This window comes from Nostoc sp., assembly GCF_036917635.1.
Lineage (GTDB): Bacteria > Cyanobacteriota > Cyanobacteriia > Cyanobacteriales > Nostocaceae > Nostoc.
In genome coordinates this window covers 63,832-80,879 of record NZ_JBALCW010000101.1, presented here as the reverse complement: position 1 = coordinate 80,879, position 17,048 = coordinate 63,832, and the positions used below count along the sequence as shown (strand labels likewise).

Here is a 17,048-nt window from a genome sequence, read left to right as displayed (position 1 = left end):
AATTTCTTAACTCTCTGTGTCCTCTGCGTCTGGAGCGGTTCGTTTAAAAAAGTTAAACATCACGATCGCTCGCCTGAAAATGAAAATACTCGCCGGAATTTAACTTGACTGAGCTTCTTCCGCCACGATTCCATATATATATAGAATACGGGTGTTAAATACAGGGTCAATATCTGAGAAAACACCAGTCCCCCTACAACTGCAATCCCAAGAGGGCGGCGGGATTCGGAACCAGCCCCAAATCCGATCGCTATGGGTAACGTTCCCATTAATGCTGCCATTGTGGTCATCATAATTGGACGGAAACGGACTAAGCAGGCTTGATAAATTGCCTCTGAGGGTTTTTTCCCTTCATTTCGCTGGGCTTCGATCGCAAAGTCTACCATCATAATCCCGTTTTTCTTGACGATACCCACTAACAAAATTATGCCGATGAAGGAGTAAACGTTGAGTTCAACATGGAATATGATCAACGTTAATAATGCGCCAAATCCTGCTGAGGGTAAGCCGGAAAGAATTGTAATTGGGTGAATGAAATCTTCGTAGAGAACGCCCAGAATCAGATAAATTACGAGAATGGCGATCGCTAACAATAAACCCAAACTCGGTAGTGAACTTTGAAATACCTGACTTGCGCCCTGAAAGCTGCTGCTAATGCTAGCAGGAATCACCTGATTAATCAGTTTTTCAATCTCTTCGTTGGCATTTCCCAAGGACACACCGGGAGCGAGGTTAAAGGAAATAGTGGCGGCATTCATCCTACCGTTATGATTGACCATTAACGGGCTGACTCCCTGAGATAGTTTGGCGAATGTCTTCAGAGGAACTGCAACTCCAGTGCTGGAGTTAACGTACAATGTCAACAGAGCGTTGATATCCTGCTGATACTGGGGTACTAATTCCAAAATTACCTGATACTCATTGGTGGCTGCATAGATGGTTGACACTTGATAAGAACCGTAAGCACTTTTTAGGGTATTTTCGATTTGTTGGGCAGTAATCCCATAAGTTGAGGCTTTATCGCGGTCAATATCGATTTGAATTTTGGAAGCAAACTTTAAATTGCTGTTGACATCCTGGAGTTCTGGCAAGGCTTTCATCTTTAGAACAAGTTGAGGAACATATTCCTGTAGGGGCTTGACATCAGAGCCTTGAAGTGCGATTTGATAAAGTCCTGTACTTTGCCCGGCGCCGATAGGTATGGCTGGGGGATTTTGTAAGAATACTTGGATGCCGGGAACAGTAGCGAGTTGGGTTCGCAACTGTTGAACGATTTCATCAGCACTTAGCTGGCGCTCTGATCGCTCTTTTAACCGAATGAACAAACTGCCGGAATTGGCTGCAACTGCTGCCCCACCGCCACTAGCACTAGATCCAGCCCCAATATTTGAGTTGACTGCATCGACGTTTGGGTTTTGGCGAATCAGGTTAACAACTGTCTGCTGATGCTGGACAAGATTATCAAAGGATGCATCCTGGGCTGCTTGGGTAATGCCTGTAATTTGTCCGGTATCTTCGCTAGGAATAAAGCCTTTGGGAACGATCGCCAACAACCCAACTGTCACCACCAATAGCACGGCTGATAAAATCATCGTGGTCAGGTGATATTTTAAGACTTTTTTGAGACTCCAATCGTATAAACCCAGGAAGCGATCGAAGACATATTCGGAGGCTTGATATAAACGACTTTGATTAGCATGATCCACAGGACGCAGAAAACGGCTGCACAACATGGGAGTCAGACTCAAAGATACAAAACCAGATACCAGAATTGCAACTGCGATCGTTACAGCAAATTCATGAAATAATCGTCCTAACACTCCACTCATGAATAACATGGGGATGAAAACTGCAACTAAGGAAAGGGTCATTGACAGAATTGTGAAACCAATTTCTCTGGACCCATTCAACGCCGCTTCTAGGGGACGTTCCCCCATTTCGATATGACGGACGATATTTTCTAGCATAACGATCGCATCATCCACTACGAAACCCACTGAAAGGGTCAACGCCATCAGTGATAAATTATCTAGTGAGTAGTGCAGCAAATACATCACCGCAAAGGTGCCAATCAGCGAAACAGGTAACGCCAAACTGGGAATCACTGTCGCCGATAGGTTCCGTAAAAATATAAAAATCACTAAGATAACTAGAGCGATCGTCAGAATCAACGTAAATCTGACATCATCTACCGAATCTCGAATTGACTGAGACGCATCATAGAGAATCCCAATTTCCACGGATGCCGGAATCTGTTCTCGCAAATTAGGGAGCAATTTCTTAATCGTGTCTACGACTTGCACCGTATTGGTTCCGGGCTGTCTTTGAATGGTGAGAATAATGGCGCGAGTATTGTTGTACCAGCTTGCTACCTTGTTATTTTCTACACTGTCAACGACCCGGCCTAGTTGATTGAGATAGATGGGCATTCCATCTTTGTAAGATACAATCAGTTGGCGATAAGCAGCCGCATCCTGGAGTTGCCCGTTGGTTTGGACTGTAAAATTCTTGTGATTTCCCGAAAGACTGCCGGTGGGCAAATCGACGTTACCCTGTTGAATCGCCGTCGCCACCTGATCTAGTCCAATTTGCCGCGCTGCCAATTGCTGCGGATCGAGTTGAATTCGAGCCGCATACTTTTGGGAACCGTAGACAGCTACCTGTGCTACTCCATTGATTGTAGATAGCTTTTGCGCCAGATAAGTCTCGGCATAATTATCTACCTGGGAAAGGGGCAGTGTGGGAGAATCCAGGTAAAGGTAAAGAATCGGTTGATCTGCGGGGTTAACCTTGCTGTATGTGGGAGGATTGGGTAAATCGTTAGCAATTTGCCCCGATGCTCCCGATATTGCGGCTTGCACATCCTGCGCCGCATCATCAATATTCCGACTCAGGTTAAATTGCAGGGTAATTTGAGTCTGTCCCAGAGTGCTAGTTGAGTTGAGCGAATCGAGTCCAGCAATACTGGAAAATTGCTTTTCTAAAGGACGGGCAACCGAGGCTGCCATCGTTTCCGGGCTGGCTCCCGGTCGGGAAGCACTTACCTGAATTGTGGGATAATCTACACTTGGTAAATCGCTGATTGGCAGCAAGCGATAACTCATGAAACCGAAAATCAAAATCGCCGCCATCACCAGAGTCGTCATAATTGGACGGCGGATAAATGGTTCTGAGAGGTTCATGATTCACCTCCCTGCTGCCTGTCCCCTGCCCCTCTTCCTCTTCTCGATGTTCCATCGGCATTCGAGTTATTGCCGCTTGTTTTGATGCGGATTTTGCTACCCGAAACGAGATTCGCTTGACCATCGGTAACAATTTTATCGCCTGGTTGCGGTCCTTTCTGAATTACATCTAGCCCCTGAATGGTGCTGCTAATTGTAACTGGAACGTTTTCTACCGTCATATCTGGCTTAACTACAAAAACAAACTGTCCATCGGGGCCATTCTGCACGGCTTGGGAAGGAACAACCGTTGCATTCGGTTCTTCAGTCAGTGTTAGCGTTGCGTTGACAAATTGACCGGGAAACAAATGTCCCTGAGTGTTATCAAAGTCGCCAATCAATTGAATTGTTCCCGTGGTATTATCAACCGTATTATTGACAAATGTCAAAACACCTGGTAAGGGATGAGCTTCATTATCCGGGAAGGTCACATCTACCTTCAGCTTGCCATTCTGCATATACTTTTGTACCTGGGGCAGATTTGTTTCGGGAATGGAAAAAGCAACTTGAATCGGGCGAACTTGGGTGATGTTTACCAATGGAGTTGTGCTGTTAGCTTGTACCACATTGCCCTGAGTCACCAGAATATTGCCAGCGCGACCATCAATCGGGGCATAAATTTTGGCGTAAGACAATTGCACTTTGGTATTGTTTAATGCTCCCTGGTCGGAAACTACAACAGCCTGAGCATTAGCGATCGCAGCTTGATCGCCTTTGACAACTGCGCCAGCATTAGTCAGCGCCACTCGATCGCTTTTCAAAACAGCCTCAGCATTAGCGATCGCTTCTCGATCTGCTTGTAGGGTTGCTGTAGCCGATTTGCTATTGGAAACGTATTGCTGTGCTTGATCTAAACTGATAGCGCCTTTCTGGTACAATGCACCATAGCGATTGCTCTGTCCTTTAGCAAATTCTGCTTGCGCTTGATCCTTGGCTAAATTCGCTTGGGCTTGTCGCACTAAGGCTTGGTCTTTGACTAAAGTGGCTCTAGCTTGATCTACCTGACCCAAATCTCTAGTTAATGCGTCTCTAGCTTGTTGTACCGAGGCTTGGTCTTTTGCTACAGTTCCTTGAGCTTGCTGGATTGCAGCAGCTTGCGATCGGTCATCCAGGGTAAACAAAAGTTGTCCCTTTTTCACATCTTGACCTTTCTTGAAATAAACTCCAACAATCCGCCCACTAGCTTGGGGCGTAATCGCTACCGTAGACCCCGCTTGCACATTACCGATCGCCTGTAATTGTAACGGAACCGTTTTTTGTGTCACCATTGCCACGGTTACAGGTGTCACTTGCTGCCGATTACGCCCAGATTTTTCAGATTTGTCTGACTTGGCTGCACCTGCATAGACACCAAAAAAACCTAACCCAGCCAGCAACAGCACCCCCAATATTACCAACCTAATCTTTTTCTTTTTTGGCGATCGCGGTAGCTCTGGTTCTATACTTTTGTCTGTCAAACTCTCGTTAGAACTTTCAATTTCATGGTTCATCAGAACCTCCAATAGTACTTTGATATTTACTTATCTTTGTGTTTGTTTATGACTCAATCCAGTTTAGTTAAGCCTAAAATTCAACTTCTATGTAGGTTGGGTTGAGGAACGAAACCCAACACTTCCGTAACTTTGTTGGGTAACACGAATGTTCTACCAACCTACAATTTTGGGAGCATCCCAATGAGTGCTTAAATCTTTTCCCTCACCCCCAACCCCTCTCCCTTCAGATGGGAGAGGGGAGACATAATTCTAGTTCCCCGAATCCCTTCATATGGGATTCGGGGTTAGGGGATGAGGGCTATCAAGCTTTTTGCATATTTGAGATGCTCCCACAATTTTCTTTGATATTTACTTATCTTTGTATTTGTTTATGACTTATTTAACTGCCGATATAGAATTTGTAAAGCTTGTTTTTCTATCTGTCTAACTCTTTCCCGACTAATACCTATTCGCCGACCAATCTCTTCTAGAGTAAATTCGTGTCCGTCTGTCAATCCAAAGTGCAAATTTAAGATTTCTTGTTGTTGTCTCGACAAAGTTGACAATAAGCTTTCAACTTCATCATTGAGATATTGCTCATTAGTATAGCCATTTTCAGAATATCTGCTATCTTCTATTAAATCTTCTAGTTTTATCTCTTTATCTGACCCCACTTTCAGATCAAGGGAGATAGTTTGACGAGATAAAAGGAGAAATTCTCTAATCTGAGTAGGCTCTAAAGAAAGTGCATGAGCAATTTCATTAGTGGTGGGAATACGTCCCAGCTTTTGAGATAATTCTCGCTGAACGCGCTTAATTTTGTTTAACTTTTCGTTGATGTGAATGGGTAATCGAATCGATCGTCCTTGCTGGGCGATCGCTCTGGTAATTCCTTGACGAATCCACCAGTAAACGTAGGTTGAAAATCTGTATCCTAGAGCCGGATTGAATTTCTCAACTCCTCTCTCCAAACCCAATGTACCTTCTTGAATTAAATCCATTAGCTCTAAGTTACGTCTCTGATATTGCTTGGCAATTGACACCACAAGCCGGAGATTAGACGCAATCATTTTCTGCTTGGCTTTTTTCCCTTGATTTAGCTGCTGAAGTAGTTCTTGTTCACTTAACTGCACCTGGTTAGACCATTCTGGCAGTGTGGGTGTACGCTTTAATTCAACAGTCAGTTTTTCTGATTCAGCAAGTATTTTCATCATCTGCTGAACTTGTTGGGCAAAAAAAACTTCTTGCTCGTGGGTTAACAGAGGTATCCGTCCAATTTCTTGAAGATAAACACGGACTGTATCAGTTGTAAATTGAGATGCTTGGGTTGTGTTAATAGCTTTGGTATCTGGGAATGTTAACTTACTCATATTGAGTTAGCCTCTGTCTATTAATTAGGGTATTTTTTATTCAGGAAAAACAGCACCGAATAATTCGTAATTCATAGGCTCTATTACGAATTACGAATTACAAATTATCATGACTTGTTGACGATAAGAGATATTGTCAAAAGCTCCGTATACTTATTTCCCACGCTGTAAACTCAGATGATTGTCCCCGGACTGAATCAATTTGCTCAGTCCAGCAACGGCGCTAGCATACTGAGGATCGGCTAATGTCCCCAAAGTTTGGTTTTGCACTAATGCTTTCTGTTGTGCCTGGGTTAACGCCACGTTAATATCTGGGGCAATGCCGACATGATTGATATCTCGACCTTTGGGTGTGTAGTATTTGGCGATCGTTAGTTTCAGCCCCGACCCATCCTCTAGTGGCTCTACGGCTTGAACTAAACCTTTACCGAAAGTGCGAGTCCCTACTAAGGTGGCGCGGCGATCGTCTTGCAGCGCTCCCGATAGAATTTCGCTGGCGCTAGCAGATCCCTTATCAACCAGTATCACTAGGGGTTTGTCGGTGAGAGGATGTCCCGATGCGTTGTAGCTCTCTTTAACTTGATCTCGATTTACCAAAGAGACGATCGCCCCTTCCTTCAACCACATACTGGCAATTTGCAAACTCGCATCCAGCAGTCCACCTGGATCGGAACGCAAATCCAAAACGTAGCCCTGCACCTGCTGTTTTTCTAATGCTTGAATTGCCCGATGCATCTGTGCGGGAGCAGTTTGTGTAAACTCTGGCAAACGAATGTAACCAATCTTACCTGCTGCTGTTGTTTGCGTGTTGTAAGTTACAGGATGGATAGCAATATTTGCACGGGTAAGTTGGAAACTTTGCGATTTATTGTCGCGTTGAATCATGAGTACTACCTTGGTTCCGACGGGGCCGAGAATCCGCTTAACGGCATCGTCAATTTTCATCCCCTGAGTTTTTTCACCGTTAATCTGGACAATTACATCGTCTGGCAAAATACCCGCTTTAAAAGCAGGCGTTCCTGCGATCGGGGCGACAACGGTTAAGGCTTTAGTTTTTTCATTCTGTGCAAGTTCCAGCCCTACGCCACTGAGGTTGCCAGAAATGTCGTTATTTAGGGCTTTAAATTCTTGTGGGTCGAAAAACTGTGTGTAGCGATCGCCTAATTTCGCCACCATTTCTTGAATCGCTCCATAAGCCTCTTTCTTAGAACTATAGGAACGGCTAACATACTGCTGGCGAATTGCTTTCCAATCTTGATGGTTAAAGCTGACATCAACATAATTTTTATCTAGGATTTGCCACACCTCATCCACCATTCTTTGGGGGCTAGTTTGGGGTTTCCCTAGAGCTTTGGAAGCGGAAAAACTACTTCCTAAAAGGATTGCTGAGATAACGGCGAGTTCTATCTTGACGAACAATTTATGTTTAAACATGCTTTAACTCTTGAAGAATAATACAAAATACAGAATTCAGAATGTAATCAACGAAGGATTGAATACCCCCAGTCGCAGATAATTATTTCTGTTAGCGTAGCCAGGCGTAGCCCATTCTGACAACTGACTCCTGAATTCTGTTTTAAGAAAACTACTAGGAGTTACCTTGGGATTGCCCTTTGCGGTGGGGATAGGCAGTCTTAAATATATCCTGAATTTTAGTTTTTTGTTCAGCCGTGAGATTCAGGCTGAACACTGCTTTACGCATTTTTTCACCTTGCTGTAATTTTGTTGACAATTCCTTTACCTGATCAGGGGTCAGAACTGCCTCAACTTGCTTGCGAACTTCTTCGCGTTTCTGGGCGCGTTCTGGCGTATTCGATGCCGAATTTGTCGTAGAAGTATCAGCTACCTTTGTCCCTGAGTCATTCCCTTGAGATACATCTGGAGACTTAGAACTGCTGCAACCTGTCATTCCTCCAATCAGGATACTTGCAAATAGTAGGGTTGGTAAAATTATCTGTTTTTTAATCATTTACTTCTCTTGTTTTTGTTCTGTGTAATACGAATAAGTAAGTGGGTCGAATTAAATATAAAACCTCACCCTGCCTCCGGCTTCCCTCTCCGAACTAGAGGGATTGAGGGTGAGGTTTTTTCTTATGTTTAATTACGTCTACCTACTTAACTGTTTATAAAATGTTTAAAAAGTCGCTGTTTTACTCACACAAGCTAATCTTAAAAGCTAGAGTTAGTTTACACATGAGCTATAATTCCTAACCTTACCAGTAAAAAAGTACTTAAATTATTGTGACTTTTTTCCTAATTTAGAAACAATTAATTAGTCGGAACGGCTCTACCAATACTAAAGACAGATTCGCTATATAGAAAAGAGAGTTTCATCTCAACAGCGCCCATCTCTAAGCCTTCTGTCTTCTCCACCTATTTACCTCTAAAATTGGGAAAATACCTATGGTTTTGTTACAAAGACCATTGAGTTGTAATTCTATGGTTCGCTTGATCTACCCATCTTTCCGTCTGTTGCTTTACCTAGAGTGGCTGTTCTTAGCCACGGCAGTGTTCATGGAAGTTCTGCTGCCGTTTCAGTTGTGCTGGTCGTTGCTGCTACGAGTTGTAGCGATCGCAATTTTTAGCTTGATGGGGTTAAGGCTACCAATGGTTAGGCTGGAAAAAAAATTACTTTATACAGCCTTGGAATTCGGTTTAATTTGGCTACCAGCGATTCAACATAGCTTATCTCCTCGCTCCGTTTTGCTGCTGTGTCTGGTACTGGTGATGCGGAGTTGTCTGATATTTAAGCTATCGGGACAGTTGGTTGTCTTGATTTTATCTCTGCTTTCTCATGGAACACTGCTTTTGTCAAGACCAATTGAACCTGAGAATTTTATGCGAGATAAAATGATCGCCATGTCCTGGGATTGGCGATTAAGTAATATATTATTGTTTAGCTTAACGTTAGTATTCGCTTTATTGTTAATTAATGCCCTGCTTGCAGAGCGCCAAAGTCGAGAGCAGTTAGAAATTGCCCATCAACAATTAGAGAGAACCAATCAACAACTGTGCCAGTATGCGCTACGGATTGAAGATCAGGCAACCTTGCAGGAACGCAACCGAATTGCCCGCGAAATTCATGATGGGTTAGGACACACTCTCGCCGCCCAAACCATTCAGATTAATAATACTCTGTTGTTCTGGCAATCAAATAATGATAAAGCCTTGACATTTCTCAAACAGGCGAAAGAATTGGGGGCTGAGGCACTGCTAGAAATTCGGCGATCGCTTTCTGTATTACGTTCAAATCCTTTGCAAGGGCAATCTCTCAAATCAGCCATTGAAAAGCTACTGACAGATTTTCAGCAAACCACAAGTATTGAACCGTCCTGTAAAATTGATCTACCGTACATTTTACCAACAGAAGTAAACACCGCCCTATACCGAATTGTGCAAGAATCCTTGACAAATATTTGCAAACATGCTAATGCAACGAGTGTCACCGTGAGACTACTGGCTCACGCTGGAATGATTCATTTGTCAATCGAAGATAATGGAAAAGGGTTTAACCCCACTCAAAATACAACCGGCTTTGGGTTACAAGGGATGCGAGAACGGTCGGTTGCACTGGGCGGTCAATTAAATGTCCACAGTCAACTAGGAACCGGTTGCTGTATTTCTGTTTCTTTGCCACTACCAAAGCTAGCTTATGATTCAGATTTTATTAGTTGACGATCAGCATCTGATTCGCCAGGGACTTAAGAGTATGCTTGAGTCGAATGACCAGATGCAGGTAATCGGTGAGGCGGAGAATGGGCAACGGGCGCTCGAACAGATTGCCTTACTGCAACCCGATATTGTGCTAATGGATATCCGAATGCCCGTAATGGATGGAGTTGCCACAACAAAAGCGATCGCTCAACAATATCCTGATATTAAGGTTCTCGTCCTCACCACCTTCGATGATGATGAGTATGTTTTCCAGGCGATGCGGCTGGGTGCAAAGGGCTATTTACTCAAGGACACCGAACCAGATGAATTAATGTTGGCAATTCTCTCCGTCTACAAGGGACAAACCCTACTCGGTCCAGGATTGTTTGAAAAAGCACTCACGCCTATTGCCGCACCTGTTTCGTCTGTGCAAACTCCTCCAGAATTGGCGCAACTCACACCCAGAGAATTAGATGTATTGCGGTTAATTGCTTGTGGAGCCAATAACCGTGAAATTGCTGAATCACTGTTTCTTTCAGAAAATACTGTTAAGAATTATGTTACTAATATTCTGAGTCGGTTGAGTTTACGCGATCGCACTCAAGCCGCTTTGTTTGCTCATTCCTTGTTTGGTGGACTTAAATAGAGTCTGCTTGGGCAAGGAATATGTATTCATAGAAAGACAAATAAACCACGTCTAAGTAAGTCGGTGCAAATAATCATCACTGGTTTGTAGTTGCGCTGTCTTCGCTACAGCGCAACTACGAGCCAAATACAGAGATTTTACTTTTCGTTACATAGTTTTGTTTTTTCTCGCCGACCTACTTATCTTGAAACCTATAGTTCTTCCATGATCAAAAGGATTTGCCCTCATCCCCCAACCCCGAATCCCAAATCTGGGATTCGGGGAGCCAGAATTTCAAACTCCCTCCCCCAGATTTGGGAGAGGGATTTAGGGTGAGGGCAAGAACTACGGTTCTCAACGTTCAAGAGGATGAAACTTTATTTTTGCACGGGGAAAATTATACGTTAAATCGGTAAAGCTGCCGTATAATATTATTAGATTTGCATAGACAAAGACAAAAAACAAGGGGGTATGTAGATTGTGTATCCCCCAGTTCCTAAATTGTCACTAAAAATAATACCTCGCAAACCGTAGCAGTTGGTAATGGCAGAGCGCTAATTCCGATTAAACAACCACAAAATTCTTTTCGGTTAGTGTCACTCCACCAGATATTTGTGCAAATTGTACCTGAGTAAACCGAGACGCACTCCCATCAAGGTCAAAGAACAATCCACCTGTAGCGCTGTTGTAGATAAATCGCTGAGTGTTAGTGGTTGCAGATGTTCCAAGGGTAAACTGAGTAGCTTTGAGTGAACCTGGTGATAAGTCGCTACCAAAACCAGCAGCCGACACCTGAATCAGTTCATTAGTGGCGTTGAAGTCAGAAATACTGTCAACACCTCCATTATTGTAACTATTGAAAGCAAAGGTATCAGTACCAGCTCCTCCAATTAGGCTATCATTACCTTTGCCACCTATGAGGATATCATTGCCATTACCACCCATGAGTGTGTTCTTACCAGAAGCGCCAGAAGCTGTGAGAGTATCATTATCATCGCCACCAATGAGGAGATTATTGCCTGTTGAATAGTCAACACTCAAGCGATCGTTACCAGCACCACCGTCGAGCGTGTTATTGCCAGAGACAGTATAAACTCCGTATGAGGAGTATAAGGAGGCTGAACCAGAGGCATTAAGAGAATCATTTCCATCGCCCCCAGAGAGTAGGTTATTCCCTGATGAATAGTTAGTAACTAAGTTATCATCACCAGCGCCACCATTGAGGGTGTTATTGCCAGAGACAGCATCAAGAGAAAACTCGCCTCGGTAGTCGTTGTAGGAGCCAGAGATGCTCAGAGAATCATTTCCATCGTCGCCAGAAAGCAGATTATTACCATTTGAATAATCAGCACTCAAGTAATCCTTACCTGCACCGCCGAAAATCGTATTATTTCCAGCTGCCCCATTTATCGTATCGTTACCATTGCTCCCCACTATATAATCATCGTACTGTGTACCTGAGATATTTAATTCTTCGATATTCTTGTAAGTAACGTGACTCGTGCCTACTGTAATCGAGCCAGTGTTAGTAGCAACATCGAATGTCGAAGTAATTCCGTCGCTAGTAGTATAATTATACAACGACAACAAATCGTCACCTATGCCTCCATCGATGGTATCGTTGCCGCTATTACCCCCGTGGAGCGAATCGTTGCCATTGGTGCCCACAATCAAGTCATCGTAGGCTGTACCATAAATATTTAATCCTTCGATATTCTTGTAAGTAACGTGACTCGTGCCTACTGTAATCGAGCCAGTGTTAGTAGCAGCATCGAATGTCGAAGTCATGCTCTGGGTTGCACTATAGTAAGAGAACGATAAGTAATCGTCACCAGCGCCCCCATCTATTGTATCATTTCCACTACCGCTCCCATCTATTGTATCATTGCCACTGCTGCCCACAATCAAGTCATCGTAGGCTGTATCAGAGATATTTAATCCTTCGATATTTTTGTAATTAACCTGATTCGTGCCTGCTGTAATCGAGCCAGTGTTAGTAGCAGCATCGAATGTCGAAGTAATTCCCCCAGTACCATAGATATACGAGACTTTCAATAAATCGTCACCTGTCCCTCCATCTACTGTTTGAGTTACCAAGTCAGAGGGGGAAGTATATAGAAGCAAAGAGAAGGAATCATTGCCATCGCCTCCAGAGAGTAGGTTATTGCCAAAGCCACCATCAGACTTTCCAGAGTAGTCGTAGTAGCTAGAGACAAAGAGAGAATCATTGCCATCGCCTCCAAACAACAGGTTATCGCCTGTTGAATAGTTAGCATTTAAACTATCGTCACCAGCACCACCGTCGAGGGTGTTATTGCCAGAGGTGGCAAATGCGTACCTGTCGGAAGCGGAGCTAGAGGTACTAAGATAATCATTGCCATCGCCTCCAGAAAGTAGATTATCGCCTGTTGAATAGTTAGCATTTAAACTATCGTCACCAACACCACCGTTGAGGGTGTTATTGCCAGAGGCGGCATTGGTATTTCCCCCGTCGTAGTCGATGTGAGTCCCAGAAGTGGAGAGATTATCATTGCCATCGCCTCCAGAGAGTAGGTTATTACCTTTTGAAGAGGTAGCACTCAATTGATCGTTACCAACACCACCATTAAGGATGTTATTGCTTGTTGAATAATCAACACTCAAGTCATCGTTACCTTTACCGCCAAAAATCGTATCATTACCATAACTTGGATCATTGCCACTACTGCCCCCACAGAGAAAATCGTCGCCATTAGTCCCCACAATCAAGTCATTGTAGATAGTACCTCTAATATCTAATCGCTCGATATTTTTGTAGTTAACCTGATTCGTGCCTGCTGTAATCGAACCAATGTTAGTGGTTGCATTGAATGTGGAAGTCATTCTCCCCGTAGCATTGGTATAATACGCTTGTAAAAAATCATCCCCTTTCCCTCCATCTACGGTTTGAGTTACTAAGAAAGAGGGGGCAGTAGATGAAGCCCTCAAAGAAAAGCTGTCATCGCCATCCTCACCAGAAAGCAGGTTATTGCCTGTTGAACCCTCAACACTCAAGTAATCGTTACCAGCACCACCGTTAAGGGTGCTATTGCCTGTTGAATCCTCAGCATTCAATACATCGTCACCAGTACCACCAACGAGGGAGTTATTGCCCGTACCACCAATGAGGGTATCCTTCCCCGCACCACCAATGAGAGTATCATTGCCCGTACCACCCCGCAGCAAGTCGTTGCCACTTTTGCCGTCGATTTTGTCATTACCGCCCTGACCATTAACCACATCATTTGAGTCGTCTAAACCCGTAATGTTGTTGGATAGGTCATTAAGGAAGGTTACCGTATTTTTGATGCCCAGCTTAGTTTCAGTGGAGTTGGCATCAAAGACATCAAAGCTGTCGGTGATACTACTTTGCCCATTAAACAGGATATTACCAATCTCTGGTTTGGCTCCAGAAGCTTTCTGATTCTCTAAGTTTTCTAATTTGAAGTTTTGCAGAATGACTGTGGTTTCACCTACCCCTTCAAACGCAATTTCCAAATTGTTGCCATTCTGGGTAAGCAGCAAATTTTCGGGACGAAAGAAGTCATAGCCCTCGAATTTTAGGGTGTCCACTTCGGCAATGACTGCGGAAGTCGGGTTTGTTCCTTTACCGACGCCACCGAAATCGGTGATGGTATCGGTGCCGTTGAATATGCTAACGAATTTAAACTGATCTTTGCCACCACCACCAGTTAATGTGTCGTTACCATCAGTAGCTGTGATGATATCGTTGCCTGCAAGACCATTAATCGTGTCCGCTAATTCGCTGCCCACTAGGGTATCATTACCCTTGGTTCCAATGATATTTGCCATAATTTTTACCTGACTAAACCGTTTTTTCAGTAACTTCAGTTCTCAACCTTTAGTTAAGTGCTGTTTTTGGATACAAAAAACTCGCCGAAGTTTGACGTTTTCGGCATACTTTATACCTCAAAAGTGAGAAATAATAATATTCGTCAAAGATTCACCCTATGAAAAACCTTTTCAATAGCACTGATTCTTATATCTCAAACTATTTAAGTCTTAATCACTAGATAGAATCATCAGGGTGTACCTTCAAGAAAATCGCTCCTTTTAGGCTTTTTTAATTGTTCTTGTTCAGTATCAATCAGTGAACAAGCATTAAAAAAGCAAGCTTTAATGGCTCTATCTCTAGCTTAAAATTGAATTAAGTTGAGTGAACACTCAACTTTCAGGCTTTTCTGTCCTGATATACTGGATTTGTCGAATCTCTTACTCACATTAGAGCTATTCAGTAGCTCAATAATTTCTTTATTAATATTATTTTGTAACTGCTGTAGCCTTTGTGAAACAATAATTATTGACTTTAATTTTTGAGATTTATCGTCTTGTAACTGCTGTAGCCTTTGCAAATCAATAACTATTGACTCTAATTTTTGAGATTCCATGAATTTTGCTTTCCTTTCAGACTAATAGATGTATGAACTGATTTTGTGATGTATTAAATAACGCGAGTTCTATGAGTCAATTCTGGAAATCAAAGAATTCAGCATCTAGGGTCTAGAAGGTTACGAAATAATTAAGCTTCTAAAGCTCCTCAACTTCACACTTACTTACTTACTCAGTCTGTTGTGTAAAAGTTATGCATTGTTTAACAAAACTTCATATTTGATTTTCGAGAAGCGATTGATGTGGGAGGAGTAGTGAGTGCAAAAATTATTTTGAAGTTTTAAATGCTGAACGAGTGTATTTTTTTATACTAACTTTTTAAAATACACTGAATTAAACAAACGTCAACTCCATGCCAAGCAAGGGAATTCCTCTATGCAGGCTCACATAGATTTGGTATGAGTTCAAACTGAGAATGGATTTGTTATACTTAGTCTTTCTTACTGCAAGTACCCGGAACAAGGGTAATTAATCTATCTGAAGACAGATTTTTGAAAACTTAAAAGTAAATATGTTGTTAATACTACCTAAAAACAGCGGCATTTCAATCACAGATTACAGACCTCAGTTGAGTGCTTGGAACTTCTAAGGATTAGGTTTGTGGTTATGGAATTTACGCTTATGGCTATATCGGCTAATCAAACGAGGAGGTCATACAACAGCCGCAGAGCAAACTTGGGGATTAGCAACAGAGGTTCATCACCGACCTGGGGATGGAGTAACGCCAGAGCTTTAGTATAAAATTTTGGAGCCGCTTGGCTTTGGCATCAAGGTTTATCCCCATAATCATACGGTTGGTGCAGAAGAATTGCTTGGCAATTATGGTAAATCTGACAAGAACTATCGTTTGGCTCAATTATGCTCTGGGATCAATCCTAATTCTCTACTTGCAGCCTTGTCGCTTATGTGTGTTGCCAGATGTGATGTTTAATAGTTTACACAAATTAGGCACAAGTAAGTCGGTGAAAATAAATCAAACTAGATTAAGTAATGTAAAAAATATTGAGATTAGTTTGTAGTGAGCGGTATAGGAAGATTGCTTAAACAATACAAGAATAAATCTCACCCTTTAACTAAGCCTTAGGTGCAATAGCAAAAGCCTATCAATTACGTCAATCTGTTTACAGATATTATTAACCCGTCCCTACTTCCTTAATTTGAAAACTCAATTTCTACGAAAAGTTTCAAGTATTACTTGTTGATTTAGGTGCTTCTATGAAAAAATTGATTAAAGGTTTGCGCGAATTCAAAAGTAGTTATTTTTCTGCTAATGAAGAACTGTTTGAACAACTTTCTCATGGTCAAAAACCCAGAGTGCTATTTATTACTTGTTCAGATTCGCGTATCGATCCAAACCTGATTACACAAGCCGGGTTAGGCGAATTGTTTGTTATCCGCAATGCAGGCAACATTATTCCACCATTTGGTGCGACTAATGGCGGTGAAGGGGCAACAATTGAGTATGCTGTTCAAGCATTAGGTATTCAGCAAATTATTGTCTGTGGTCACTCGCATTGTGGTGCTATGAAAGGGTTAATGAAGTTAGACAGCTTGCGGGTAGAAATGCCGCTTGTACATGACTGGCTCAAATATGCAGAGGCAACCCGACGACTGGTGAAAGACAATTATAGCCACTACGAAGGGGAAGAACTCTTAGAAATAATTATTGCTGAGAATGTACTCACCCAAATCGAAAATTTACGCACTTATCCGGTGATTCACTCTAAGCTCCACCAAGGGCAACTAAATATTTATGCTTGGATTTATCAAATTGAGACAGGAGAAATTTTGGGATACGATCCACAAAAGCACGCCTATGTCTTGCCACAAAATCAGCTTTTCCCATCGGAGATGGATGAGACATTACTTAGCCCAACTGTAAATAGCAATGTGGAAATACATTTCACTAAAACTCAACAACGACCGTTTGAATCTTCCCAGGAACTCCCTATTTCTACACATGAATGGTTTCCAATGACAGTGCTTTCTCCAGAGCAAATGGAGCGAATTTATCGAGGCTCGACAACAAAGTAAAAATCTAGAGTACGGAAAATGCCTTGTAAGAGGTTGTTTGAAAAGTCTAATATGTTACTTACCTGGGTTCTATTCTATTCGCCCAAACCTTTTCAAACATCCTTTAAGGGTAGAAGTTGCTTGACTAGGAGTAACAGACGCCAGAAGTGTGATCGTAATAATTATGATTAAGAAAGAGGAAGTTAGAGGCAACCCTCGGTTGCCTGTCAAATAACTGACTTTCAGTAGTTCACAAAGTGTTTTC

At 42.6% G+C, this 17,048-nt stretch carries 12 protein-coding genes; 5 read left to right on the top strand and 7 right to left on the bottom strand.

The genetic code is table 11. From position 1 onward, the window contains the following. Positions 1–59: 59 nt before the first annotated feature. The 5 genes from V7K32_RS25385 to V7K32_RS25365 form a co-directional block, all read right to left on the bottom strand. Positions 60–3,182, bottom strand: coding sequence for an efflux RND transporter permease subunit (locus V7K32_RS25385; RefSeq protein ID WP_334997155.1), 3,123 nt, complete (start codon positions 3,180–3,182; stop codon positions 60–62). Continuing rightward, positions 3,179–4,711, bottom strand: a complete 1,533-nt coding sequence (locus tag V7K32_RS25380) for an efflux RND transporter periplasmic adaptor subunit (RefSeq protein ID WP_334997153.1) — start codon at positions 4,709–4,711, stop codon at positions 3,179–3,181. Before V7K32_RS25380 ends, V7K32_RS25385 begins: the two co-directional genes overlap by 4 nt. 371 nt (positions 4,712–5,082) lie before the next feature. Further along, on the bottom strand, positions 5,083–6,063 hold the full coding sequence (locus V7K32_RS25375) for an RNA polymerase sigma factor, RpoD/SigA family (RefSeq protein WP_334997151.1): 981 nt from the start codon (positions 6,061–6,063) through the stop codon (positions 5,083–5,085). Between the two features lie 153 nt (positions 6,064–6,216). Beyond that, complete coding sequence (locus V7K32_RS25370; RefSeq protein ID WP_334997149.1) at positions 6,217–7,497, bottom strand: S41 family peptidase; 1,281 nt, start codon at positions 7,495–7,497, stop codon at positions 6,217–6,219. Positions 7,498–7,651: 154 nt separating this feature from the next. Beyond that, positions 7,652–8,032, bottom strand: a complete 381-nt coding sequence (locus V7K32_RS25365; protein ID WP_334997147.1) for a hypothetical protein — start codon at positions 8,030–8,032, stop codon at positions 7,652–7,654. 470 nt (positions 8,033–8,502) lie between these two features. Between V7K32_RS25365 and V7K32_RS25360 the strand changes: the two genes are divergently transcribed. Both V7K32_RS25360 and V7K32_RS25355 read left to right on the top strand, forming a co-directional pair. Continuing rightward, the gene (locus V7K32_RS25360) at positions 8,503–9,738 is read left to right on the top strand and encodes a sensor histidine kinase (protein WP_334997145.1); all 1,236 of its coding nucleotides are present in this window, start codon (positions 8,503–8,505) and stop codon (positions 9,736–9,738) included. Further along, a complete protein-coding gene (locus V7K32_RS25355) occupies positions 9,716–10,363 on the top strand; it encodes a response regulator transcription factor (protein WP_334997143.1) in 648 nt (215 codons plus the stop codon). The genes V7K32_RS25360 and V7K32_RS25355 overlap by 23 nt, the downstream gene beginning before the upstream one ends. A 543-nt stretch (positions 10,364–10,906) precedes the next feature. On the opposite strand, the gene V7K32_RS25350 is transcribed toward V7K32_RS25355, so the two are convergent. Together V7K32_RS25350 and V7K32_RS25345 are read right to left on the bottom strand one after the other, a co-directional pair. After that, entirely contained in the window at positions 10,907–14,173 is a 3,267-nt protein-coding gene (locus V7K32_RS25350) for a beta strand repeat-containing protein (protein ID WP_334997142.1), read from the bottom strand. A 344-nt stretch (positions 14,174–14,517) separates the two neighbouring features. Further along, positions 14,518–14,769 carry a hypothetical protein gene (locus tag V7K32_RS25345; protein ID WP_334997140.1) on the bottom strand — a complete coding sequence of 84 codons (252 nt, stop codon included), beginning with the start codon at positions 14,767–14,769 and terminating at the stop codon, positions 14,518–14,520. A 599-nt stretch (positions 14,770–15,368) separates the two neighbouring features. On the opposite strand from V7K32_RS25345, the gene V7K32_RS25340 reads away from it, so the two are divergent. The 3 genes from V7K32_RS25340 (at position 15,369) to V7K32_RS25330 (ending at position 16,804) form a co-directional block, all read left to right on the top strand. Then, positions 15,369–15,506: a hypothetical protein gene (locus tag V7K32_RS25340; RefSeq protein ID WP_334997138.1), complete on the top strand. Its 138-nt coding sequence runs from the start codon at positions 15,369–15,371 to the stop codon at positions 15,504–15,506. 9 nt (positions 15,507–15,515) lie between these two features. Continuing rightward, the gene (locus V7K32_RS25335; protein WP_334997136.1) at positions 15,516–15,701 is read left to right on the top strand and encodes a hypothetical protein; all 186 of its coding nucleotides are present in this window, start codon (positions 15,516–15,518) and stop codon (positions 15,699–15,701) included. 284 nt (positions 15,702–15,985) lie between these two features. Next, positions 15,986–16,804 carry a carbonic anhydrase gene (locus V7K32_RS25330; protein WP_334997134.1) on the top strand — a complete coding sequence of 273 codons (819 nt, stop codon included), beginning with the start codon at positions 15,986–15,988 and terminating at the stop codon, positions 16,802–16,804. Positions 16,805–17,048 lie beyond the last annotated feature (244 nt).